Raw genomic sequence first — 25,928 nt, 5'->3', positions numbered from 1 at the left:
TCAGTGAATTTTCTCTGAGTTAGGCTTCACAGGTAAATATGATAGGTAGCTTATATTAGTATAACTTAATATAAAATATGATACGAAGTATATTAATAAAGTATTTTATTATCGGCTTAACGCCACTGCCGCTTATTAAAGGCCATAATAAACGTAGCCAGTAAAGCGCTAATACCAGCGATAATAAAAGCATTGTCAGCGCCTTGTCCCTCTAACCAAAGTAAGCCGGTAATATAAGCACCAATAGCACCACCTATACCATAGACACCACCTAAATAAATCGCTTGTCCTCTACTTTGCTGCATGACTGTAAAATGCGATGAAATAAACCTCATACTCGCACTATGATAAATAGCAAAACTCGCTGCATGCGCTAATTGAATAATCGCCAACCCTAAGAGCGAATCAGCAACAACAGGCATTAAAAACCAACGTAGTGCTGTAATAGCTAAGCTGAACACTAATAATGTGGTTAAAGAAAAGCGTTTAAACAAAACGCCCATAAATATAAAGGCGATAACCTCTGCGACAACCCCTAAAGAAATAACTAAACCAATGGCTAAGCCAGAATAATTAAGGTCGCGTAAGAATAAGGCAAAAAAACCATAATAAGGAGCAAAGCTAACTTGCAACAATAAACCGGCAATAAAAAAACGAATAAAACGCCATTCTGTCAGTTTATCGATAATAGCAATAGTTGCTTTAGTCTTTGTTAGCCTTATCGTTTTTTTTGCTGAGAGTAACAAGGTGCAACTAAAGAGTAAAGCCAGTGTAATAACCCCTAAACCTGGGAATGCTTGAGACCCGACAACCGTAGTAACCTCACCTGCGATAACCGCTAAAACGATAAAACCTAAACTCCCCCACAAACGTACACGGGCATAAATTTTACTGCTTTGCTTAAGCGAATTTAACGTGTGCACCTCTAGTTGCGGTAAAATTGCCGTCCAAAACAACATAAAACATGCTAAACACAAGGTAATTGGCCAGTACAAGCTAGTCGAATACTGAGCAAACCAGTAGGCATTAACCTCTGGTAAACTAAACCAATACAATAAGCAAAAACTCAGCAGTGCTAATAAAGCACCACATCGAATAATGAGCAAAGGTTTAGCGGTTTTATCAGCAAGCGTTGCCCATAAACTGGGAGCAACAATTTTTGTCGCGGTGATAAAGGCAAGAATTTCCCCAACTTGACGTGAGCTAAAACCTTGACCATCAAGAAAAACTGATAAATAAGGTGAGATTAAACCCAGTAAGGCAAAGTAAAAAAAGTAATTCGACGATAATCGCATAAACATTCGGTTAAAAAATACCAAGCGATTAACCTTATAATGAAGAGGTAAAAAGAAAGATGAATGTGAAGGCTAGAAACAAATAGCTTAGTGTGAACGTACTCTTATTAAAATATTTTCAAGAAGAGTACGCCTAGTCAACTAAATAAATATTTATGGCAAATATTTATGCTTCAATATTGGGTGTATTACAATGAACGTCAGCATTTTGGCCACGATGCCGTAAAAAATGATCCATTAATGTTAACGCTAACATAGCTTCTGCAATAGGCACTGCGCGAATGCCGACACAAGGGTCATGACGACCTTTAGTAATAATGTCAGTGGCTTCGCCCGTTAAATCAACCGTTTTACCACTAACGCCAATACTTGACGTTGGTTTTAGTGCTAAATGAGCGATAATTTGCTGGCCAGATGAAATTCCGCCTAAGACACCACCGGCATGGTTCGATGAAAAACCGTCTGGCGTAAGCTCATCTCTGTGTTGTGAACCTTTTTGATTTACTACCGCAAAGCCATCACCGACTTCAACACCTTTTACTGCATTAATACTCATTAAGCCATGGGCAATATCAGCATCTAAACGATCGAATATAGGCTCGCCTAAGCCAACAGGTACATTAGTGGCAACGACTGTCACTTTAGCGCCAATAGAATCTTTTTCTTTAATGATGCCACGCAGGTATTCGCCAAGTTGCTCAAGTTTAGTGTTATCAGGGAAGAAAAATGGATTGTCTTCTACGCTCGCCCAGTCAACCGTATTTACATCAAACGGCGTACCATTTGGACCACTGGCAACAATATCTCCAATTTGCGTAACACAGGCTTTAATAGTCATACCAAACTTTTCAGCCAAGTATTTTTTTGCAACCGCGCCTGCAGCAACACGCATAGCGGTTTCACGCGCAGAAGAGCGTCCACCACCTCGGTAATCTCGTAAGCCGTACTTTTGCCAGTAAGTATAATCAGCATGACCTGGGCGGAAGCTATCGGCAATATTACCGTAATCTTTTGAGCGTTGATCGGTATTTTCAATCATTAAACCAATCGGCGTGCCAGTAGTTTTACCTTCAAATACACCTGATAAAATTTTAACCGCATCAGGCTCTCTGCGTGCTGTGGTATATCGAGAAGTGCCTGGGCGACGTCGGTCTAAGTCAATTTGTAAGTCTGCTTCAGATAATTCAAGCCCTGGTGGACAGCCATCAATAATGGCGCCTAAACCTAACCCATGACTTTCACCAAATGAGGTGACTGTAAATAATTTTCCGAAGGTGTTACCTGACATTGAATATTACCGCCTATTAATTTATTTTTAATAACTGTTGTTACTGGTTATGTGTACTAGCTTTTTTGTGCCAACTTTTCACTGTTATGGTAAAACTGTTGATATAGATAGCTGCTAATTTTAATGTTTTATTGATATTGTATTTAGATTACAGCGGTTTAACTGCCGCTAAAAATGTTGTTTTATGGTGTTCTAATTGTGCTTTATTTAACATAAATACGCCATGACCACCACGTTCAAAGCTTAACCAAGTAAAGTCAACGTTCGGGTAAAGTGCTTCAACGTGATACTGAGAGTTACCCACTTCACAAATGAGTATGCCATTATCATTAAGGTGCTGAGCGCTCTGAGCCAAAATGACGCGAACAATATCTAAACCGTCTTCACCGCAGCCTAAGCCCATTTCAGGTTCATGAGTAAACTCCATCGGCAAGCTGTTAATATCTTCTTGATCAACATAGGGTGGATTCGTAACAATTAAATCATACTTTTGCGCGACAACCCCAGAAAAAACATCAGATTTAATTGGAATAACTTGTTCACTTAATCCATGATTTTCAATATTTATTACCGCAACATCTAAGGCGTCGTCAGATAAGTCAACCGCGTCAACTTCAGCATTAGGAAAATAACTTGCACAAGCAATAGCAATACAACCACTGCCGGTGCACAAATCTAAAATACGTTGTGGTGGTTGCTGTTCACTAAAGTACGGTGAGAAATGTTTTTCAATCAATTCACCAATCGGTGAGCGAGGCACTAAGACACGCTCATCAACGTAAAAAGGCAATTGAGCGAAATAAGCAAGATTAGTAATATAAGCTACTGGTTGTTGCGTTTCAATGCGTTGCTCAAACATCGCTAAAATAGTTTGCTTTTCGTGCTCAACTAAACGACAAGTCATGACATCTTCACTCATGCCTTCGGGTAAAGAGAGTGCAAACATGACCAGCGTAAGCGCTTCATTTAACGCATTATCAGTGCCATGACCATAAAAGAGTTCAGCTTGATTAAATAAACTGGCACCATAGCGACAATAATCAGCGATGGTGTGTAACTGCGCGGTAATTTCGTTAAAATTGGTATTGCTCACTTAATTTCCCTAATTTACTCTTGATAGATAGTATTTATTGTTATCTGAATTTTATGTTGTACGATTTAATGTGGTGCGCTATATGTTTCGCTACTGACATTATGATTATTATACCGTTTTCTATTTTACTGTGCTTTTTTAAGACCTGCGTTTGGTTAGCATAGTCAAAAGCGCTTGTGTACTGTTCACTATTGCTTGGCACTAGATGATTTAACAACATTAATAATTATGTGTTGGTACTAAAAATGTTTTACACTGCCTTGATAAAACTATGTCGCTAAATAATGTCTTAAGCTAATGAGCAATAAATCCTTAAAGTCCGAACTTTCTGCAATAAAAGCGCAAGTGCGCGCCAATATTGCAACAAACGCTAAAATTAAACAGCAACAAAGCCTTGCCAAGCAAGTTAACGCGACATTAGTTGATCAAGTAAAACCTGATGAAAAGCAACTTTTTGCCGAGGCTGTTAGTCACGTTAAGCCCATGATTGTCGACACAGTTCGCTTAATTAAAAATGGCGATAAGTCTAACACTTCCTTAAAAAATGACCAAGCGTATAACAAGGCAAATAAAGCGGTCGCGCAATTTCATTTTTCTGATGAATTTGAGCCGCATTTAAGTACACAGGGCCCAATGAAGTATATTAGAGCGGGGGTTGACAGTTTTGAAGTGAAAAACCTCCGCCGCGGCCATTATCGACCAGATCTCATTCTTGATTTACATGGTTTAGATCAACACCAAGCTAAGAAAGAGCTTGCTGCTTTACTGTTTGCTTGCCAAAAAGAACACGCACAATGTATCTGTGTGGTTCATGGCATAGGCTCACATATTTTAAAAAACAAGGTACCGCATTGGTTGGTACAACATCCCGATGTGATGGCCTTTCACCAAGCTCCCTTAGAATGGGGTGGCAATGGTGCCATCTTGGCATTAATCGAATTAAAAGATAAATATAATAGCTATTAACATAACGCTATTGGTGACATAAGACGCTGTAACGTGCCATGCATTTTATCGATATCATAGTCAATGTGTGCAATAGCCGCCGTCGCAAAAATAGGAGCATTAGCTGATTGCGTTAATTGTGCTACTAAGTAACTCACTAGCGGCATATGAGAGATTATCAGTAAACTTTGTTCTACATCCTCTATATTTACTGCTTGATATATACTTTGCTGGGCTTGCTTAGTGTTCTGCTTACTGCACTGTTCACTACACCAACCATCAATAAAATCATGCACCTGTTTTACATCACCTGCCGGCGTAATAAAATCTAGCGTCGTAATGGTTGTCTGCATCATAGTCGTGACTAAGGCACAGGTTTGTTGCGCTCTAATATAAGGGCTAACAAAAACCTGCGTCGGTTTTATCTGCATTTTTTCCAGCCACTTTGCCATCATGTTAACTTCAATGTTACCTTGTGCGGTTAAGGCTCGTTGGCTGTCATCAAAATGACCTTGGCCAAAAAAGCTTTCAGCTTCACCATGTCGCATTATATAAACTTGCATTAATTCTCTCATCGACGATTTATTAATTACTTTTGTCTCTTATTTTTAGCTTTTTACAACACTTTAGCTAAAGTGTTGAGTCTACGTTATTTTTGCAGCTATAGTAATACCAAGAGTAGTCGCAATGAACGCTTATTGATAATACGGGTTATTTCTCGGTTAACTTCTGCAACTACCTATACTATTGTGATGTACGTCAAGGAGCCTTAATGTTGAAACAAAGTCCTAATGATTTAAAACAGTATCAAGCAACTACGCTAAAAAATGGCTTGCGGGTATTACTCATTCACAATAATGAAAGCACAAAGTCTGCCGCTGCTTTAGCCGTTAATGCAGGGCACTTTAACGATCCTAAAGACAGACAAGGTTTAGCGCACTTTGTAGAGCACATGTTATTTTTGGGGACAGAAAAATTTCCCGGAAGTAGTGAATATCAACAATTTATTAGCCAACATGGCGGTCACCACAATGCGTGGACTGGTACTGAACATAGTTGCTTTTTCTTTGATATTGCCGCGACACACTTTTCGTCTGCGTTAGAGCGCTTTAGTGAGTTTTTTATGACTCCGTTACTCACTAATGAGTCTGCTATTAAAGAGCGTGAAAATATCGATGCGGAATTTATATTAACGTTAAAAGATGATAGTAGACGTTTATATGATGTTCACAAGAGTACCGTTAACCCTAAGCACCCTTTTGCGCAATTTTCAGTCGGTAATATCACTACCTTAGCCGATCGTGATGGAAAAAATATAAACCTAGAAATACAAGCTTTTTTTCAACAGTACTATCGCGCCAACTACATGACCTTAGTGCTTGAGGGGCCGCAATCATTAGATGAACTGCACCATATAGCAACACACTTTTTTACTACAATAAAACCGGCGACTAAGCCACTAGCTAAAATTGAGCAAGCTTTATATTTACCTCGTCATCAACAAATAAAAATCGATGTTTTTCCTATTAAAAATGATCATCAACTGATTATCAGTTTTGCTATGCCTGGTATCGATAAATATTATCAAGATAAACCAGAGTCTATCTTGGCCTATTTATTAGGTCATGAAGGCAAAGGCAGTATTTTATCGCTACTGAAAAAGCATCAATGGGCTTTTGCCCTCACCGCTGGTTCAGGTATTAATGGCTCAAATTATAAAGATTTTAATGTCTGTATTACTTTAACTCAGTTAGGTGAACAGCATATCAATAGTATAATCGACATTGTTTTAGCCTATATTGCCCTGCTAAAACATAATAAGCTTGCCGATTATTATTACCAAGAAAAGAAAAGCCTTAGTCAACTCGCCTTTCATTATCACGAAAAAATGCAGCCATTAGAGAATGTTAGCCAATTAGTGATCAATATGCAGCATTACCCTCAAGAAGATTATATTTATGGCGATTATAGTATGTCAGGCATGTCGACAGATAATATCAACACCTTGCTCGACTACTTACAGGTCGATAATATGCGTCTCATTCATATTAGCCAAAATAATCATTTTTCTAAAAAGAGTCCCTGGTATCAAGTGCCTTATCAAGTAACCGCTATGTCAAAGCAACAACTGCTTAAGTGGCGAAGCATTGCACTACATGATAAAACTGCGCTGAACGATAAGACACATACCCGTGGCTTGTCTCTACCTGAGCCAAACCCTTATATCGTTACTTCACCAAAGGTTTATAAACATGAACCGTCACTTGAGTTAACAACAAGCGATACCGCGACACCTCAAAAAATTATCAATAAAAATGGTTTCGTCGTTTGGTATAAAAAAGATCGTACTTTTAATGTACCTAAAGGTCATTTATCTATAGGTATTGACTCACCTTTTATTGTTAGTAGTGTCGCTAACATCGCCATGACGCGTTTATTTGTGAATTTATATACCGATACTGTCATTGAAGAAAATTACCAAGCAGAATTAGCGGGCATTCATTATCATTTATATGCGCACCAAGGCGGCATAACCTTGCAACTGTCAGGTTATAGTGAAAAGCAACATTTATTATTAGCTAAGTTATTAACGCGGTTAAAAAACATTCAAGTCACTCAAGCTCATTTTACCGTCTTCAAACAGCAGTTGCTTAAGCATTGGCAAAATAGCGATAAAAACAAGCCTATTTCACAATTATTTGCCACCTTAAGCACGGTTATGCAGCCTAATAACCCAACGAGCAAAGCATTAGCGCAAGCGTTGAATCAAATAAGCTTTAGCCAGTACCAGCACTTTACTAAACAACTTTTTCAACAAGTAACACTAACTGTGTTGATTCATGGTAATTGGTTATTGGAACATGCTCAACAATTGTCAGCGATTATCGAACAAGCTTTTCTAAGTAACCTTGATAGTAAACACAGCATTCAATGTCCAGTAACCAATATAGTAGGTAAAGCTACCTGCTTATTACCAGTAAACTTAGGCGAGCAGGATCATACCTGTGTTATTTACCGGGCTTTTGAGCACAAAGATGCTCATTGCGTCGCCCTAGCGATGATCACTAGCCAACTATTATCGCCGCTATTTTTTCAGCAAATGCGCACAGAAAGACAATATGGATACTTAGTTGGTGTCGGTTATGTACCTATTAATAGCTACCCCGGCATCGCTTTTTATATACAATCACCTAGCAGTGATGCCTTTACCTTAGCACAAGCAATGGACGACTTTATCAGCGATAGCCCTGCCGTCCTTGATAATATGTCTCCTGAGCAGTGGCAACATTTATTGCACGGTTTGGCCAACCAATTACAAGAAAAAGATCACAACTTGCGTATTAAAAACCAACGTTTTTGGGCCGCTATTTGTAATAAAGATGAGCGTTTTAATCAAAAAGAGCGTTTACTGGCTGCACTCCTACGTTTGACCCTAACGCAAGTTAAAACCTTTATCACTACTCAGTTAGTTAGCGCGAGTCAGCCAGATCGATTTATTTTGTATGCTGAAAATAATACGCTAAATCGCTCACAACAACCGAGCGGCGAGATGATCACTGATATTGACGCTTTTATTAAAGCAAGTGCGCTTAAATAGTAATATGTAGGCAATAAAAAGGCCGTTGAGCCTAAATGAACCGAGGTTCAAAAATTCTCAACAGCCTTTATTTCAACAACCTAAGCCTAATAAAACATTTACTCTTTGTTTGGCTAATAGTTTTGCTATTACTTTAAGCCGTTAGCTTTGGCTATGACTTTGACTATTACTTTGGATAATACATTTCATCATTCTCAGCCATAGTCACTAAGGCTGCACATGGAGTATAACGTTCACCGTGTTGCTCAGCCCACTGACTTAATTGTGCAACCACTGACTTAGCACCAATTTTATCAATATAACGCAACGGTCCACCTAAAAACGGCGGAAAGCCAATACCAAAGATTGCACCAACATCACCATCCCTTGCACTTCTGACAATGCCTTCATCAACACAGCGCGCGGCTTCATTTAGCATCATATAAATACAACGCTTGCTAATTTCATTGGCTGATAAACTTGCCATTGGTTTAACATTTAACAAGCTATAGACAGTATCATCTACTTGTTTCTGTCCCGGCTTAATGCCCTTTAAACCATTTTTAAACGTTTGAGTCAGACTATTTTTCTGGTATTGATAAAAACCTTTGTTGGCTTTTTTACCTAAACGGCCATCAGCAAGTAACTTATCAAACGCAGGAGGAGCAGCAAAACGCTCACCTAGCTCTGCTTGTAAAATAGGGCTTATTTTAGCACCAACATCAATACCAACCTCATCAAGCAGTTGCATTGGGCCTACCGGAAAGCCAAATTTGACTAACGCTTTATCTATTTTATCAATAGGCTCGCCATCAAGTAGTAATATAGCTGCTTCATTCATGTAAGGCGCTAAAATACGGTTAACATAAAAGCCGGCTTTATCTTTAACAACAATAGGTGTTTTACCCTGTTTTTTAGCAAACGCAACGGTATTAGAGATGGTTTGATCAGAGGTTTTTTCATGAGGGATTATTTCTACTAACGGCATTTTATCAACCGGTGAAAAATAATGTAGCCCAATAACATTTTCAGGACGCTTGGCGTTAGCGGCAATTTTCCCAATAGGTAAGCTTGAGGTATTACTGGCAAAAATAGTGTTCTCGTGACCATGCGCCTCTACTTCTGCAACCATTTTTTGTTTCAAACTCAAGTCTTCAAAAACAGCTTCTACAACAATATCAAGGGCTTTAAAACCAGTATATTCAACACTGCCCGTGATCATTGCTAATTGTTTTTGCATTTCACTATTAAGTATAAAACGACGCTTAACTTTTTTATTGAGTATTTGATAACTATATTTTAACGCTTGGCTAATACCTTGGTGACTAATATCTTTAACGCGCACTGGAATATTGGCTTTCGTCGCCGTGACAAAAGCAATTCCACCGCCCATTAAACCACCACCTAATACGCCGGCTTTAATGATTTTTTCTGGCATAACACCGGCAACGCCCTGCTCTTTTTTCATGGCCGTTGTGGCAAAAAACAACTGACGAATTTGCGCTGACTCATCACTCATGACTAAATCAGCAAAATGCTCTGCTTCTAATTTGTAGCCATTTTCTGGTGAAAACTCGATACCGGTTCGAATACAGTCAATAATTTTACCAGGCGCTGGGTAATTGCCTTGGGTTTTAGCAAAAACCGACTTTTGCGCTTGTTGATAAACAATATTACGACCAACACTGTTATTTTCTAACAGCTTATCCATAGCGCTTTGCTTACGTTTAACAACACGCTTGCCTCGTTGACTTAGCGATATTGCTAATTTTTCTGCCACATCGAGTAAAATACTACTAGGGACGACATCATCAACTAAGCCTGCTTTTAATGCTTGTTTAGCGCGTAACTGTTTACCGGTTAGCATCATATCTAACGCTTTTTGCAAGCCAACTAACTTAGGTAAACGTTGCGTACCACCACTGCCAGGCAGTAAGCCCAATTGAACTTCAGGCAAGCCTAGTGCTGTTTTTTCATTGTCAGTACAAACCCGTGCATGACAAGCCATAGCAAGCTCTAAACCACCACCTAAACAAGTACCGTCGATAGCGGCAACAATAGGGATAGGTAGTCGCTCTAGTAAAGAAAATATACGTTGTCCTTGTCGAGATAAGGCAATAACTTCTTCACGACTTTGACAGGCATCAAGCATATTGATGTCAGCACCAGCAACAAAAGAATCTTGCTTACCACTACAAAGCACAATACCAGTAATGCTTTTATCGGCTTTAATATCAGCCAACACCACATTTATCTGCTCAGCAAATTCAGTTTTTAAGGTGTTAACACTTTCGCCAATGACATCGATGACTAAATGCGCGATGCCGTTATCATGACGAACTAAGGTAAAAGCACTGTCTGTTGGTGCTACTGTAGCTGCTTTATCAGTTTCAATAGCCTCATTAACTTCAACATTACTCATGTCTTTAGCTTCACTCGTTACTTGCTCTGTTGTGCTTTTTTCGACTGTACTTTCTTTAACATCAACATCGGGATTAGCGTTAAGCGTCTCATCATGAGTAGTATTTACATTTATTTTGTCAGTCATTAATCTGTCTCCACAATCATTGCTGCGCCTAAGCCACCAGCAGCACAAGCGGTTGTTAAACCAATACCACCGCCACGGCGATTTAATTCATTAAGGGTTTGAGTAATAAGTCTAGCGCCGGTTGCTGCAAAAGGATGACCATAAGCTAGCGAGCCACCCATGACATTAAATTTATCCATATCAATATCACCAATGGCTTGATCACGACCTAGGTGCTCTTGGGCAAACTTTCGACTTGCAAACATTTTCATATTCGCTAGCGCTTGCGCGGCAAAGGCTTCATGCATTTCAATTAAGTCTAAATCTGCTAAGTTCATACCAGCACGTTGCAAAGCAATTGGCGTTGCATAACTGGGACCCATTAACATATCTTGCCATACATCAATGGCAGCAAAACCAAAACTGCGAATATAGCCTAACGGTTTGTAGCCTAACTCTTTAGCTCGGCCTTCACGCATTAATAAAATAGCAGCGCCACCATCGGTTAATGGCGTACTTGTCGCGGCGGTCACTGTGCCGTGTTTGCGATCAAATACCGGTTTTAATTTACCGTAACTGTCTAATACTGAGTTTTCTCGAATACAATTATCTTTATCAATAAAGCTTTTATAAGGTTCGGCATGAACGCTCATCACTTCACCGGCTAATTTACCTTCTTGCCAACTTTTAGTCGCTAAGGTGTGTGATCTATGGGCTAACGCATCTTGATCTTGACGTGATATATGATAAGTTTTCGCCATTTGTTCTGCCGTTTGTCCCATCGAAATACCGGTAGAGTATTCAGCAACGGCAGGAGAAACGGGTAATAAATCTTTTAAACCAAGACGACTAAGTAATGACAATTTTTGACCAAAACTTCTTGCTTTGGTTAAATCAACTAAGGTGCGTGCTAGCTTTTTAGACACCCCAATAGGCGCTACAGACGAAGAGTCTGCACCACCAGCAATACCTACATCAACATGACCCGCCATAATAGACTCAGCAACATTGACCGTTGATTGAAAACTCGTTGCACAAGCGCGTGACACACTATAAGCGTCAGTACTTGTTTTCATGCCTGTGCCTAAAACGATTTCACGGGCAATGTTTGGCGCTTCTGGCATTTGTACTACTTGACCAAAAACCAGTTGATCAATTATCGCTGGATCAATATCGTGTTTTTGTAATAATTCATTTACAACGATTTTACCCAAGTCAACCGCTGGGACACCATGAAAAGCAGTGGCTTGTTTTGCAAACGGAGTTCGCAAGCCAGCAACAATTGCTATTCGCTCACCGGTTGATGTTGTTAGTCTTTTCATTGTCATTTATTACTCCCACACGCTAGGTTCATAACGATATCACTTACTAAAAAACAGCTAATGATCCGATATTATGATACAAAATTAAGAGGTCAGACCTCTTGAGGTTATCTCGATTCTAACTTACTTTTGAAAAAATTCAATCATTACCTGAGATAAAAACGTCGTTACATTTTATCACTACAAATATCGATTAAAACTTTGTTACTATTGACTTGTTTTCTTTTAGGTAAGCCTTATATAAAGTTAACGCTGTTAACACGGACTTAACGATTATCAATGTACTGCCAATATACGGCATTTAATCTATATTGATAGTGACAAATTCGCAGTGCAAGGCGTTTACTTGAAATTTCATCTAACAACCGCAATATAAAAAGAATTGATACTATGGCTATTGAACACTTTTCTACGTTAAAACAACACTTATCTTCACAAATTATCGGTCAAGAAGCGTTAGTTGAAAATTTGCTTATTGCCCTACTCGCTAATGGCCACCTCATTGTTGAAGGGCCACCAGGCTTAGCAAAAACCCGTGCCGTCAATGCTTTAGCGCAAGGCTTAGAAGCTGACTTTCATCGTATACAATTTACCCCTGATTTATTACCTGCCGACTTAACCGGCACCGATATTTATCGACCAGAAGATGGCAGTTTTGTCTTTCAACCAGGGCCGCTTTTTCAAAACTTAGTGCTGGCTGATGAAATTAACCGTGCACCCGCTAAAGTGCAGTCAGCGTTATTAGAAGCCATGGCCGAGGGACAAATAACGGTAGGTCGTAAAACCTATGACTTACCTAAGTTATTCTTAGTAATGGCAACACAAAACCCTATTGAACAAGAAGGTACTTACCCGCTACCTGAAGCACAATTAGACCGCTTCTTAATGCACATTGAAATTGGCTACCCAGATGCAGAAAATGAGTTAGCAATATTAAAGCTAAACCGTGGAGAAGCCTTAAGTTCAAACGCTAAAAATACGACTGAAGGTGTAAACGAGCTCAAAGAAAGTGACGCTACTGACAACAAAGCTGCTGAAGATAAAGCGGCAACAAAAAATAATACCTTACGTACGTTAAGGCAAAGTGAAATTTTTTCTGCTCGTGAACAAGTCCTTAACATTCATATGGCACCATCATTGGAAAACTATATTGTTGACTTGATTATGGCTACTCGCCAACCTGAAAAATATGATGCTAAGCTAGCGACTTGGCTTGCCTATGGTGCAAGTCCGCGTGCCACTATTGCGTTAGACCGATGTTCACGAGCCCGGGCTTGGTTACATAACCGCGACTTTGTTAGTCCTGAAGATATTCAAGCGGTTTTACATAATGTGCTTAGACACCGGATTTTACTCAGTTACCAAGCAGAAGCTGAAGGTATTAGCGCTAATCAAGTGCTTGATCATATTTTAAGCCTGGTGGCTGTTGCTTAGTTGGTAGCTATTAATTATGTGGTTTAATCGTCTTAAAAAGTCCTCTACGAATAACGTTAATAAAGAGGTTATTCCCTCCTTACTAGCAAGCTTACATAGCAATGGTATTGATGTATCTATGCCAGAGCTATTGCAGTATCAGAGTAAAAGTCGCTTAATCGATTTAGCGGCTAAAAAAAATATTCGAGGTAAGCAATCTGGTAACTACTTATCGCGCAGTAAAGGTCGTGGTATGGAGTTTGATGAAGTACGTCATTACCAAAGTGGTGACGACGTACGCGCTATTGACTGGCGTGTTACTGCGCGCACTGGAACTACTCACACCAAGCTTTTTCGTGAAGAAATAGAAAGACCGGTACTGGTTGCTACCGATTTAAGTGAAAATATGCGTTTTGGTACAACACTACTTTTTAAATCAGTACAAGCCGCCCATTTAGCTGCGCTTGTCGCTTGGCATGGCAAAAGTCGTGGTGATCGTATTGGCGGTTTGGTGTTTTGTGATAAGCAACATATTGAAGTAAAGCCGCGCAGCCGCAAAGCCGGAGTGCTGCATTATTTACACGCGTTAACCACCTTAAGTAATCAACAACAATCAGCGTCTTTAAAAGAACAAGCCATAACTGAAGAGTTAACTGAAGAGTTAACTGAAGAGTTAACTGAAGACGGCTTAGCTTCGCAAAACATCGCTCAACACAAGTTAACGGTTCAACACTTTGAACAACACTGCGCCCGCTTACGACACCTTGCTAAACCAGGTTCATTAGTTTACTTGATCACCGATGGCTATGCGCTGCGCGATAACAACACTAATACACTCACGCTAAAGCACCTAAGCCAAATTAGTCAGCATTGTGAATTAGTGGTGTGTTTAATTAATGATCCTCTCGAGCAAAAACTCCCTGACAGCCCACTAAAATTAGCCGTCACTATTACCGACGGTCGCAACAGGCAGCAACTAACCCTAGGTGATAAACGCACGGCAAAGCAATATCAACAGCAAGCATCTGCACAAGCTGAGCAAATGCAATTATTGCTACAATCAACCGGTGCCCGAGTGATTCACTTTAGCGCTGGGGAAAGCCTAGAGCAACAGTTAAAATACAATGGAGTTTCTTTGTAATGGCTATAGCAAATCCGCCAATAACAGCTATACAAAACATACCGAGCCAAACGCTATCAGCGCAAAATGTCGCTAGCCAAGCAGAAGCACTATCGTTACACGATATTCACCTACCCGAGCCAATAAGTCATTACCCTGTCGCGCCTGGTTGGTGGTTATTATTAACCGTTATTATTATCAGCGCTGTGTGTTTTTATCGGTGGTTTAAGAAAAACAAACGTCTAAATAGCAGCAAGAAAAAAGCCTTAACCCTATTAAAAAATAACCCTGCTTTAAGCGCTACACAATGTATTAGTTTACTAAAATGGGCCGCTATGCAGTATGGTAATCGCCAACAATTAGCCAAGTTATATGGTGTGCATTTTCAAGATTTTTTAGTGAAAAAATTACCCGAACAATATCAAGAAAATTTTACCCGGTTAATTACCCAAGCATTTGAACAACAATATCAAGCAGGGCATGGCTTATTGGCAGACGCTACAGTAGAAGAAGCAGCTGCAAGTTTCGTTTTAACAACAATGGATAGTGATTGTTATCAAGCCACTAAGCTTTGGCTAAACCATGCGTTACCGATTAAAAAATCGCGAGGCAGTAATCACACTATCCCTGTTGAACAATCTATCACCTTTGAAAAAGAAAAGGAGCTAAGCGCATGATAAGTTTTGCTTGGCCATGGTTATTTGTCTTATTACCTGTTCCACTTATTATCTATTTTTTACCCGTTAAAAAAAACGCTACTGAGCAAAGTGCACTGATCATGCCCGTACTGATTAAGGTAGCGAGTAATACGGTGAGCGATCAACAAAAACGCAAAACGCCATTAGTAATTTTATCTGTCTCTTGGTTGTTAGTGATTATAGCGATTAGTCGACCGCAATGGCTTGGTGAAGCAATAGATATTCCCAGCGAAGGTCGTGAAATGATGATTGCTGTTGATCTATCGGGCAGTATGGAAATAGAAGACATGAGCCTTAATGGCCGTAATGTTAACCGCCTACAAATGCTCAAAGTCGTTTTAGGTGACTTTATCGAGCGTCGTGTTAGCGACCGTCTGGGGTTAATTTTATTTGCTGATGATGCCTACATGCAAACCCCGATGACCTTTGATAGAAAAACAGTTAAGCAAATGTTAGATGAGAGTGAGCTAAACCTTGTCGGTAGAAAAACCGCGATTGGTGATGCTATTGGTCTAGCAGTTAAGCGTTTTAATGCCAAAAAAGAATCTAACAAGGTACTGTTATTGTTAACTGACGGTCAAAATACTGCCGGTAAAATCACCCCTGAGCAAGCAGTAGAGCTAGCCGTTGCTAAAGGTATTACTATTTATACCGTAGGTATTGGTGCTGACGTTATGTTGCAGCAATCAATGTGGGGCACGCAACGTATTAACCCATCGAGTGACTTAGACGAGCAAAGTTTAACCGCTATTGCCGAGAAAACAGGTGGCCAATACTTTCGTGCTCGCGACAGCCAAGGTATGAATGAAATTTACAATTTATTAGATAAACTTGAACCTATTGAGCAAGAGCAACAACAAATGCGCCCGCTAAGTGCTTTATACTATTGGCCACTTGGTTTTGCCGCACTGCTTTGTTTTGGCTATTTACTCAGCTTACATTTTAGTTTTTTATTACCTGCTCAGCCCATAACGACTGTAAATAATACCGTTAAAAACAAAACGAGTAAAAGTAAGCGCAATGCTATGGGAGGTAAATAGCATGTCTGCACAACCAACAAGCTTATTAACCGAGCTAAGCCAACTGTTCGATTTAAACCAACTGGGCAGTAATATAAGCACTAATTTCCACTTTATTCGACCTTGGTGGCTCTTAGCTTTTTTGGGCTTATTCTTAATGCTATTGTTATTAAAAAAAATGCGCTATTACCAATCACCTTGGCAGCGTTTTTTACCTGCTCATTTAGCTATCGCGCTAGTAGAAAACTCACAAAATAAAACCGCGCACGCATCCTCACCAAGTTCGCAAAAGCGTTATGGGTTAAAGCCGCTTATTATAGGCACTTGTACTATTTTAGCGCTCGCAGGTCCTGCTTGGCAAAAATTGCCACAACCGGTTTATCAACTAGAGCGCGGTGCGGTGGTGATTATGGATATGTCTTATTCCATGTTTGCTACCGATGTAAAACCTAATAGATTAACCCGTGCGCGCTATAAAGCTATTGATCTGCTCAAGCAAATTAATGAAGGTGATGTCGGTTTAATCGCTTATGCTGGTGATGCTTTTATTATTAGCCCATTAACGCAAGATAGTAAAAACATTGAATTGCTGTTACCTTCATTGTCGCCCGATATTATGCCTAGTTATGGCGCTAATGCTTTAGCTGCATTGACTTTAGCCGATAAAACGCTAAAAAATGCCGGCCATGTCAGCGGTGATATTTATTGGTTTACCGACGATATTGATACTGAAGAAATGTCGGATATTTATCAGTGGGCAAATGCTAATCGCCATCAGGTCAATATTTTAGGTATTGGCAGTAAAGCAGGTGCACCGATTACACTAAGTAGCGGCAAGTTACTAAAAGATAACAGTGGTGCTATTGTTATCCCTAAATTACCCGAAAGTAGACTATCGGCGATTGCTCAGCGTAGCCGCGGCGTTTATCGGACCATGACTAATAATGACAGCGATATTAAGGCACTAACCGCCCACTTAACTGCTAACTTAACCGACAACCTTAATGACAAAATCGATGTGTCATCAAAAGATCAGCCCAACGCACCACAACTAATGCAAGGCGATCAATATCAAGAGCAAGGACCCTGGCTACTTATTATTATATTGCCTTTGCTATTAACTTATTTTCGTCGTGGCTCTGCTATCCTCGCCATCACTTGGCTGATGCCACTGAGCTTATTGTTAAGCTTAACCAGCATAAGCCCAACGAGTTATGCCAGCGAGGCAGCAGCTAGTGAATCGCTAGCTAAATCGGTAACTGACCCCTTAACAAACAGTGCCGGTCAATTGTGGCAAGATTTATGGCAAACCTCAGATCAGCAAGCACAACAACATTTTCAACAACAAGACTATCAACAAGCAGCGCAGCAATTTGAAGACAGCCAATGGCAAGGCAGTGCTCACTATAAAGCGGGCGATTATCAGCAAGCATTACAAGCATTTAAGCAAAGTGATAGTGCACAAGCGCTTTATAACCAAGGCAATGCCTTGGCACAATTGCAACAACTTGATGAAGCCATTGATGCTTATAAAAAAGCCTTAGCCAAAGATGCTAACTTAACCGATGCTAAAGATAATTTAGAGAAGCTAGAAGCGCTAAAAAAACAACAAGCACAGCAACAACAAAACTCTGAAGAACAACCACAAGAGGGTCAGCAAGAGCAACAAGACGGTCAACAATCACCCAAAGACAATCAAGAACCAACACAACAAAATCAAGAGAGTGATAAACAAGGGCAAGACGCTGCTCAAGCCGACCCCAAAACAGAATCAAAAACCGATAACGCTGAGCAAAATAATACAGAAAAGCAGCAAGAAGAGCAGTCTGAACAAGCTAAGCAACAAGCACAAGCAACGGATGATGAGCAGCAGCCTAACGATGAGAAATCGCTAGCGCAACAAGCCCTTGATAACAAAGCGCAAGAAACAGAGCAGAAACACCAACAGCTGTTAAATAAAGTCACTGACGATCCTTATTTACTATTACGCAACAAAATGCGCCTCGAATATCAAAAACGCCAACATGAAGGCGCGCCCCAAGGAGTAACCAAAAAGTGGTAAGAAAATTTTTAATGACGATAATGAGTAAATCGCCAAAAACCGTGGTTTCGATGATGCTACCAATGGTCATGCTCACGCTGCTTATTATCGCTACTTTGTTCTCAAGCAATAATGCCTATGCTTTATCACAAGTGACCGCCATCATTGATAAAAACCCTGCGATGATTAATGAGTCAATACTATTAACCGTTACTGCTGATGATGATGTTAATCGCAATGCGTTAGATACCAGTCCATTACTTAGTGACTTTATTGTTGGTCAAACCTCTGTTAGCTCACAAACCAGTATGGTTAATTTTAAAACCAGTCGACTAACCACATGGAAAATAGTATTAATTGCACGTAATACTGGCGAGCTTATGATCCCCGCACTGACCATTGAAAACCAGCAAAGTGCGCCAATAGCGCTAACGGTTGTCGCGGCGAAAGAGCAAAATAACAGCCAAACAGATATTTTTATCACCAGTGAACTTTCCAGTAATGAAGTCTATGTACAACAATTATTAACCTTAACGATCAAGCTACACTTTGCTATTGAACTGAAAGCGGGAAGCTTAACTGAGCCAAGCTTAACCGGTGCTGCCATTGAAAAGGTAGGTCAAGATAAACAGTCTGATAATATTATTAACGGTAGGCGCTATCGTGTTATTGAACAAACTTATGCCATAACACCAGAGCAAAGTGGCGAATTTACCTTATCAGCCCCCTTATTTTCAGGTGAGGTACTACAAGGCTCTCCACGTCGCGCAAATTTTTTAAGCTTTGCTCAAACTAAACCAGTAAGTATTGTTGGTGATGAGCTTGCTATCAAGGTGTTACCTATACCAGCAAATTATCCAAATAATAGCCAATGGTTACCTACCGATATACTAACCCTACATCAAGAATGGCAAGCCGATGATGAGCAATTTAAGGTGGGCGAGCCAATTACTCGTACCATCACCCTAACGGCTGCAGGCCTGTCAAAATCACAGTTACCAGCACTTAATATGCACAGCAGCCCAGGATTAAAAATTTACCCTGATCAAGCTGAGCTACACGCAAGTCTACGTAATGGTCGTTTAGTTAGTCAAAAAGTACAAAACTTTGCCCTAGTCCCCAGTAGTGCTGGCGAGTTTGTTTTACCAGCGATGACCATTACTTGGTTTAATACTATTACCAATAAAATAGAAAAAGCGACCCTGCCAGCAAAAACGATAACGGTTAAAGCTGCCGCCACGACCATGGCGAGTGGCTTACCTAATCATTTACCTAGTGATTCGCCAAGTAACCTTGCTAATACCTATCAAGCGAATACCTCTCAACAAACGGTGAGTGATACTGAACACTTAATGACTAAAACACCGGCAGCAGCTCCTGAAGATAAGCGACTGCAATGGTTATTTCTTAGTTTATGGTTATTAACGAGTTTGGCATGGGTTACCCAATATTTTTATAGGAAAAGCAATCAAGATAAAAAAAATAAACAGCCGTTAAATCATACGAATAGCGTCAGTGATACCGGTAAAAATTATTTAACGTTATTAGCCGCTTGTAAAAAAAATAATGCCGAGCAAGCATTAAGTTTACTATTACCTTGGTTAAAGCAATTATTAGGGAATGAGCAACCAGGCGTCGAAATAACTACGATTGCTCAAGCTCAAGATATTATCCAAGAGCAAAGTTTTAAACAGGCGGTTAATGATTTACAGCAACACCTTTATGGAAAAGACGCCACTGATAAGGCTTCGTCATGGCAAGGAATGACCTTATTAAATGCAATTCAAACAGTGCATAAGCAACAACATAAGCCAGTAAGTACTTCACCGTTATCATTGAACCCATAGGGTTAATGCTTACGCGTAAATGCTAGTAGTGCTGAACTCTCAACACTACTAGCATTGCTTAGCAATAAGCTTATTTAAGCGATTATTCTTCTTCCGTTGAAATTAATTACCCTATGCTAGGGTCTATAAACCTATGATGACAAAACAAGTTAGATATGAGGCGTTAGTCAGGGCACTACATGGTGATTTATATCGCTATGCCTATTGGTTAACGCACGACAAACAAGTGGCTGAAGACCTAGTACAAGAAACCTTTTTGCGTGCTTGGCGAGCGCTTGACTCATTAAAAGATGAAAAAGCAGCTAAGTCATGGTTAATTACTATTTTAAGGCGAGAGAATGCTCGACGTTTTGAGCGTAAACGTTTTGAGATGAGTGACTATGAAGAAGCAACGATAATCGATACGAGTTCAGTAACCACAGAGCAAGAAATTGAAAATCAGTGGTTAAGAAATAAAATAACACAGCTTCCCCCTGAATATTCTGAACCGTTGATTTTACAAGTATTAGGTGGTTTTAGCGGTGAAGATATTGCCACTATATTAGATCTCAATAAGAATACTGTAATGACGCGCTTATTTAGAGCAAGAAATCAACTTAAAGAAGCCTTAGAAGCAGAGCCAGTAAAACGAGGTATGTACAATGGATGATTTGCAATTTAGACGCGCTATATATGCCGATCCTAATAATCAAGATGCTGAGGTAACCTTAGCGCAGCAAAAAGATGCAAGTAAAAAGCAATTTGCTCAAGAGATGAATCAATTAGATGAAAAAATTAAACAAGCCTTACAAGTGCCTGTACCTGATCATTTATGTGATAAGCTGATTTTACGCCAAACTTTAGCAAACCACCAAGTGCAAAAGCGCAAAACGCGTGTGTATTTAGCGTTAGCAGCTTCTGTCGCTATTGTCGCTGCGTTACTTGTTAACTTTATGCAGTTTTCTAGTGCTTACAACAATTTAGGTGATTATGCCCTAGCCCATGTTTATCATGAGCAAGATAAGTTTACTAACAATGACAGCAATACAGTAACCTTGGCGTCATTAAATCAAAAAATGACAGCTTTTGATGGCAATTTTAGTGAGTCGTTAGGTAAGCTCTTATTTGCTGATTATTGTCGATTTGGTGGTTTAAAAAGCCTGCATTTGGTCTATCAAGGCAAAACTAGCCCAGTAACTATTTTTGTTGTACCTAAAAATGAACAATTGGCGTTTACTACTGCTTTTAATGACCAACAGCTTTTTGGCAGCTCAATTGAGTTTACTAACAGTAATATTATTGTTGTTGCCGATAAAAATGAATCGCTAGCTCAATGGCAACAACATATTAATAAAACAGTTTCTTGGTCTATTTAACTTAACTCACTTTTATACCAACTTCACTTGAATTCGTTTTATATGAGAACAAGCGTTAAGTTTCTTTAAACACTAAAAAAGCCCTGATAGCACATTATTAACAGTGACATCAGGGCTTTTTTATAGGTAATTAAATGAGTAATACCATTCTGCATAAAGAAGTGTTCACTTAGAATGGCATGGACGACAGTAGAACAAATAAAATTTATGCCGATATAGTTACCCTACATCAAGTAAATTTTATGACGTTATCATGGTGTCCATGCATTCCCAAAGGGCCATTTTTAAAGGCTTATATGCATCGTTATTGATTTTGACAAGGGAACAACCCTTGCCTACAATCAATGCCTTGCCTCTAAGCCTTTAAATTCTGGCTAAGAGATCACTTTCTTATGCAGATTGGTATAACTACCGGCTAACTTTATAAGTTATTATCAAATAGCTTATAAATACGGCGATATTCATCTAACCAAGAGCTAGGCTGTACAAAGCCATGAGGCTCTACCGGATAAATAGCCGTTTCAAAATTTTGTTTTTCAAGCTCAATTAAACGCTGTACTAAGCGGACAGTATCTTCAAAAAAGACATTATCATCAACCATAGGCGCATTAATTAATAACGGCTTATTAAGGCCTTGGGCAAAATAAATAGGAGAGCTACGCTCATAGGCGATGGCATCATCTGCAGGGGTATTTAAGATATTTGACGTATAACCATGATTATAATAAGCCCAATCAGACACCAAACGTATCGCTGAACCGGCCGCGAATAAATCAGGGTCGGTAAACATTGACATTAACGTTAAAAAACCACCGTAAGAGCCGCCATAAGTACCAACACGCTTAGCATCAACATTGGCATTTTCAACCAACCATTGCACACCATCACGCATATCCTCTACTTCAGGTTTGCCCATGTGGCGATAAATAGCAGTGCGCCAGTCACGCCCATAACCTGCCGATGCTCGATAATCCATATCAATGACCACATAACCTTGCTGTACTAACAGTGAGTTGAACATAAATTCACGAAAATAGCCTGACCAACCTAAGTGAGCGTTTTGTAAGTAACCCGCACCATGAGTAAACATAACCGCGCGATTTTTAGTGGCTGTTTTATCAAAGTTTTTAGGTAAATATACTTTAGAATAAATAGGATCTTTTTGCTTACTTGAGGCAATAGCAATCACATTAGGCGCAGTCCAAGGCATCGCTAAAAACTGCTCTGATACCGTATGAGTAATTCTTGTTACTGCATCAATATTATTCTTTAAATCACCTGAAGGTAAGTCTTGTACATAAAGCTCTGGCGGCATGGTAACAGTAGAATGCTCAATTAATAGTTTTGCTTCATCAGGGCTTAGTTGATAATCGTTTTTCCCGCCTAAATCTGTTAATGGCGTGATGTTTTTTGCTAAATCAACTTGGTATATTTCATAAATACCAGGATGCTTTTTATTAGCTTTGAAAATAAAACGTTGATTATCTTGCATTGGCGTAACACTGCTCACTTCAAATTTACCCGAGGTAAGTTTAATCGCTTTGGCGTTTAACGCTTTGTAGTATAAATGCGAGTAACCGGACTCTTCCGATAAATAATAAAGGCTAGCGGTGGTGTTAGCGTTCGCGGCTAACCAACCAAACTCATTAAAGCGCCAGTTTATCCAAGCATCATCATGTAACTTATGTTGAGTCAGTAGTTTGTTATTGGCAAAATCAACCGTCGTTAACCAGCGCGTTTTGTTATCCCACGCTTCTAGCATTAACGCTAGGTGCTTACCATCATCACTCCACTTAATTGGGTTATACATTTGCATGATATGAATATTACGCGCTTTTTTAACTGACGTGTATTTTTTGCCCTCACGAGCAAAGTTTTCTGCTTTAACGTTCGCTAAGACATCGTCATCAAAGCCTGGTAGGTTTTTATAGCTTAACGCTTGTTGAGTGCCTTTGACCAAATCAAGTATAAATAACTGCTCTTTATATTGTCTGTTATTAGCAACGCGAGCACGTACTTTTTCAGCGCCAATCACGCCATCTTTTGTGATGTAATTAGGCATAATATCAGTTTTATCACGGCTAGACTCTGCGCTTGCTATGCTGACTAATAACTTATCACCCGCTGGAGATAAGCTCGCCTGTGCTACTTTATTATCTTTACCAAAATAAAATTTACTGTCGTTTATCGCCTGATTTTCTGTCGCCAATTGTTCACGCTGAGTTTGTTTTAATTGACTATTTTTGTGCTGTAACGCAATGTAGTTAATTAACTTATGTTGCTCTTTGGCTAAGTAACTTGTCGGTGCGCTAACGCCAGCAGGTTTTGCTGACATATGTAAACTGGCCAATTCTTTAATTTGACCTGTTTGTAGGTTGTGGGCATAAAAAACATTAGCGACCTGATACGCTACATCACCATTAGTTAAAAAAATGGCATTCTCTTCATTGTGTGAGGTAAAGGTAAGCTGCTTAACGGTATTACTGACCAGTGTTTTGACAAACACATCACCATTAAAGGTATATACTTTATGGGTTTTTGCTTGATTTAACTGACCATTTTTATCGGCGACTTTATGCTTAATGGATAAAGCAACAGGTGCTACTTTATTGTGATTAGATAACTCCAGAGAATATAAATCACGTAGTGGGTTACCCAATTGCTTTTGCTGATAATAAATCGTGTTACTATCAGCACCCCAATACCAAGACTCTGGCGAACGCCCAAACCAATCGGGATCGGCCATTATTTGCTCTAGCGTTATAATGTCAGTTGATTGCGCATTATTAGCCACGGCACCTAGCACTTTATCAGGTACGATTGTGTTGGCTTGCTCAGTAAATTGAGTCGTACTACAAGCAGCGAGTGATAAACTAAGTGCTGCGGCAATAAGTGGTATTTTCATAAAATAGGCTCTTGTGTTGAATGCTTATGTTAAATGCTTATGTTAAGTGCGTTTAGTGAGTGATTTCGTTAAAATAGTGATTAGTACCTTTTAAAAAAATAGCCTCGTTAATTATCTGTTTTATCATTGGCCCATATAATATCACTATCGGACACATTGTTATGCTTTGCCCTTGCGGTTCAACCCAGTTATTTAATCGTTGTTGTCAACCTTATATTACAAAACAACAGCTTCCCGGCACGCCTGAGCAATTAATGCGCTCACGCTTTAGCGCTTATGCCACTAAACAAGCACGCTATATTTTTGAGACATACGGCGGCGCAGCACAGTTACAACAGTCGGTTAGTGATATTCAATCCTGGGCGGATGAGTGCTCATGGCTAGCATTAAAAATACATCAAGCAACGACCAACACTGTCGATTTTTCAGCTTACTACTTAATGAATAATATCTTGTGTGAACTGCGAGAAAAGTCAAACTTTAACCTTGAGCAAGGTCAATGGCGCTATATTGATGGCGACATTATCGTCAATGAAGAAATTGGCATAGTTAAACGAAGTGAGCTTTGCCCTTGTAACCGTTACCCAACGGCTTGGTCTGCTAAGCAAGGTAAAAAGTTTAAACATTGCTGCGCTAAATAAAATGAGACAGTGATGAGATATAGTAGTGAGCTATAATTTTAAAGTATAGTCTTGTCGTCTATGTTAGCGTGCCTTTAACTAACTAGTGGCGCTTGAATTATAGATTGTTGAATATTATCTAACCACGCCGTGGCATTAAAGGTTAATGGCTTACTCAGCGGTTTATCACTCTTTATGACCATCTCTGCTTCTTCGCGTGCTTGTAACAAACGATCCAGTTCTTGATTGATTAGCGCAGCTTGTTTATATTTAAGCTGGGTAAATAAGCTGGTGTTATGTAACACATTGCTATTAATATGCTTTTTATCATCACGAAATGCTAGTGGTCTTGGCTGCATAGCGTTTGTTAACTGTAAGGTAGCTAAACTGTTATCAACAATAGCTTGTACTTGATTAAATTGACTTAACTCATCTAACGTCGATAACGCTAATGAGGCTTCTTCCGGTAGGTTAAATTGCTTTCTTAATGAGCGATTCGTCACATCAGCAGGCAATTTTTGTTGCGCTTGTGGTAATAAAAATTGACTTTGTTCACGCACATCTTCAGCGAGCATAGCAAGCATTAAGCTAAAATCTGCACGTCGTGACTGAACGACACTTTCATTGAGTTGCTCACCAAGCTGTAACTCATGCAGTAATGCTGTTGATGAGGAAAAGTCAGCAGCCAATTGTCCAGCACTATTATTTGCCGCATCCACACTATTACTTTGTGAGATACGTTGTGACAAATTAGTTGCTGAAAATGGTTGTGAAAGTCCTGCTGGCAATGCTTTATCTCTTATTTATCGGTGCCTTGATAAATAAGTTATCGGCTAGTAGTAAAAAACATTTAGCCGATACCG

General features: G+C 39.6%; 19 protein-coding genes. 11 read left to right on the top strand and 8 right to left on the bottom strand.

What is annotated here, in order from left to right:
* Nucleotides 1-116: 116 nt before the first annotated feature.
* The 3 genes from FCS21_RS11080 to prmB form a co-directional block, all read right to left on the bottom strand.
* A complete protein-coding gene (locus FCS21_RS11080) occupies nt 117-1,295 on the bottom strand; it encodes an MFS transporter (RefSeq protein ID WP_246047189.1) in 1,179 nt (392 codons plus the stop codon).
* A gap of 166 nt (nt 1,296-1,461) precedes the next feature.
* The gene (gene aroC / locus FCS21_RS11075) at nt 1,462-2,583 is read right to left on the bottom strand and encodes a chorismate synthase (RefSeq protein ID WP_138623350.1); all 1,122 of its coding nucleotides are present in this window, start codon (nt 2,581-2,583) and stop codon (nt 1,462-1,464) included.
* 148 nt (nt 2,584-2,731) lie between these two features.
* The gene (prmB, locus tag FCS21_RS11070; RefSeq protein WP_138623348.1) at nt 2,732-3,676 is read right to left on the bottom strand and encodes a 50S ribosomal protein L3 N(5)-glutamine methyltransferase; all 945 of its coding nucleotides are present in this window, start codon (nt 3,674-3,676) and stop codon (nt 2,732-2,734) included.
* 297 nt (nt 3,677-3,973) lie between these two features.
* Between prmB and smrB the strand changes: the two genes are divergently transcribed.
* Nucleotides 3,974-4,642, top strand: coding sequence for an endonuclease SmrB (gene smrB / locus FCS21_RS11065; RefSeq protein ID WP_138623346.1), 669 nt, complete (start codon nt 3,974-3,976; stop codon nt 4,640-4,642).
* Here smrB and sixA read toward each other — a convergent pair.
* Nucleotides 4,639-5,184, bottom strand: a complete 546-nt coding sequence (gene sixA / locus FCS21_RS11060; protein ID WP_138623344.1) for a phosphohistidine phosphatase SixA — start codon at nt 5,182-5,184, stop codon at nt 4,639-4,641. The genes smrB and sixA overlap by 4 nt on opposite strands.
* A 209-nt stretch (nt 5,185-5,393) precedes the next feature.
* Between sixA and FCS21_RS11055 the strand changes: the two genes are divergently transcribed.
* Entirely contained in the window at nt 5,394-8,219 is a 2,826-nt protein-coding gene (locus FCS21_RS11055) for an insulinase family protein (protein WP_138623342.1), read from the top strand.
* A gap of 166 nt (nt 8,220-8,385) precedes the next feature.
* Here FCS21_RS11055 and fadJ read toward each other — a convergent pair whose 3' ends face one another.
* Nucleotides 8,386-10,620, bottom strand: a complete 2,235-nt coding sequence (fadJ, locus tag FCS21_RS11050; protein WP_138623428.1) for a fatty acid oxidation complex subunit alpha FadJ — start codon at nt 10,618-10,620, stop codon at nt 8,386-8,388.
* 125 nt (nt 10,621-10,745) lie between these two features.
* Nucleotides 10,746-12,053, bottom strand: a complete 1,308-nt coding sequence (gene fadI / locus FCS21_RS11045) for an acetyl-CoA C-acyltransferase FadI (RefSeq protein WP_138623340.1) — start codon at nt 12,051-12,053, stop codon at nt 10,746-10,748.
* A 384-nt stretch (nt 12,054-12,437) separates the two neighbouring features.
* Here fadI and FCS21_RS11040 point away from each other — a divergent pair, with 384 nt between their 5' ends.
* The 8 genes from FCS21_RS11040 (at nt 12,438) to FCS21_RS11005 (ending at nt 21,540) form a co-directional block, all read left to right on the top strand.
* Nucleotides 12,438-13,481, top strand: coding sequence for an AAA family ATPase (locus tag FCS21_RS11040; RefSeq protein ID WP_138623339.1), 1,044 nt, complete (start codon nt 12,438-12,440; stop codon nt 13,479-13,481).
* A 16-nt stretch (nt 13,482-13,497) separates the two neighbouring features.
* Nucleotides 13,498-14,601, top strand: a complete 1,104-nt coding sequence (locus FCS21_RS11035) for a DUF58 domain-containing protein (protein WP_138623337.1) — start codon at nt 13,498-13,500, stop codon at nt 14,599-14,601.
* Nucleotides 14,601-15,257 (top strand): DUF4381 domain-containing protein, encoded by a 657-nt coding sequence (locus FCS21_RS11030; protein ID WP_138623335.1) that lies wholly within the window; start codon nt 14,601-14,603, stop codon nt 15,255-15,257. Before FCS21_RS11035 ends, FCS21_RS11030 begins: the two co-directional genes overlap by 1 nt.
* Nucleotides 15,254-16,318, top strand: a complete 1,065-nt coding sequence (locus tag FCS21_RS11025) for a vWA domain-containing protein (protein WP_138623333.1) — start codon at nt 15,254-15,256, stop codon at nt 16,316-16,318. The genes FCS21_RS11030 and FCS21_RS11025 overlap by 4 nt, the downstream gene beginning before the upstream one ends.
* 1 nt (nt 16,319) lies before the next feature.
* Nucleotides 16,320-18,359, top strand: coding sequence for a vWA domain-containing protein (locus FCS21_RS11020; RefSeq protein WP_138623331.1), 2,040 nt, complete (start codon nt 16,320-16,322; stop codon nt 18,357-18,359).
* 11 nt (nt 18,360-18,370) lie between these two features.
* The gene (locus FCS21_RS11015; RefSeq protein ID WP_246047188.1) at nt 18,371-20,185 is read left to right on the top strand and encodes a BatD family protein; all 1,815 of its coding nucleotides are present in this window, start codon (nt 18,371-18,373) and stop codon (nt 20,183-20,185) included.
* 133 nt (nt 20,186-20,318) lie between these two features.
* On the top strand, nt 20,319-20,834 hold the full coding sequence (locus tag FCS21_RS11010; RefSeq protein WP_138623329.1) for a sigma-70 family RNA polymerase sigma factor: 516 nt from the start codon (nt 20,319-20,321) through the stop codon (nt 20,832-20,834).
* On the top strand, nt 20,827-21,540 hold the full coding sequence (locus tag FCS21_RS11005; protein WP_138623327.1) for a DUF3379 family protein: 714 nt from the start codon (nt 20,827-20,829) through the stop codon (nt 21,538-21,540). The genes FCS21_RS11010 and FCS21_RS11005 overlap by 8 nt, the downstream gene beginning before the upstream one ends.
* 421 nt (nt 21,541-21,961) lie before the next feature.
* Here FCS21_RS11005 and FCS21_RS11000 read toward each other — a convergent pair whose 3' ends face one another.
* Nucleotides 21,962-24,445 (bottom strand): S9 family peptidase, encoded by a 2,484-nt coding sequence (locus FCS21_RS11000; RefSeq protein WP_138623325.1) that lies wholly within the window; start codon nt 24,443-24,445, stop codon nt 21,962-21,964.
* Between the two features lie 161 nt (nt 24,446-24,606).
* Here FCS21_RS11000 and FCS21_RS10995 point away from each other — a divergent pair, with 161 nt between their 5' ends.
* Complete coding sequence (locus tag FCS21_RS10995) at nt 24,607-25,086, top strand: YchJ family protein (protein ID WP_138623323.1); 480 nt, start codon at nt 24,607-24,609, stop codon at nt 25,084-25,086.
* A gap of 74 nt (nt 25,087-25,160) precedes the next feature.
* Here the strand turns inward: FCS21_RS10995 and FCS21_RS10990 are convergent, their stop codons facing one another.
* Nucleotides 25,161-25,853, bottom strand: coding sequence for a VC2046/SO_2500 family protein (locus tag FCS21_RS10990; protein WP_246047187.1), 693 nt, complete (start codon nt 25,851-25,853; stop codon nt 25,161-25,163).
* Between the last annotated feature and the right edge of the window lie 75 nt (nt 25,854-25,928).

Origin of the sequence: Colwellia ponticola, assembly GCF_005885605.1 — a bacterium.
Taxonomy (GTDB): domain Bacteria; phylum Pseudomonadota; class Gammaproteobacteria; order Enterobacterales; family Alteromonadaceae; genus Colwellia; species Colwellia ponticola.
Note: the sequence above shows the minus strand (reverse complement) of the source record. Positions and strands in the feature narration are given on the sequence as shown.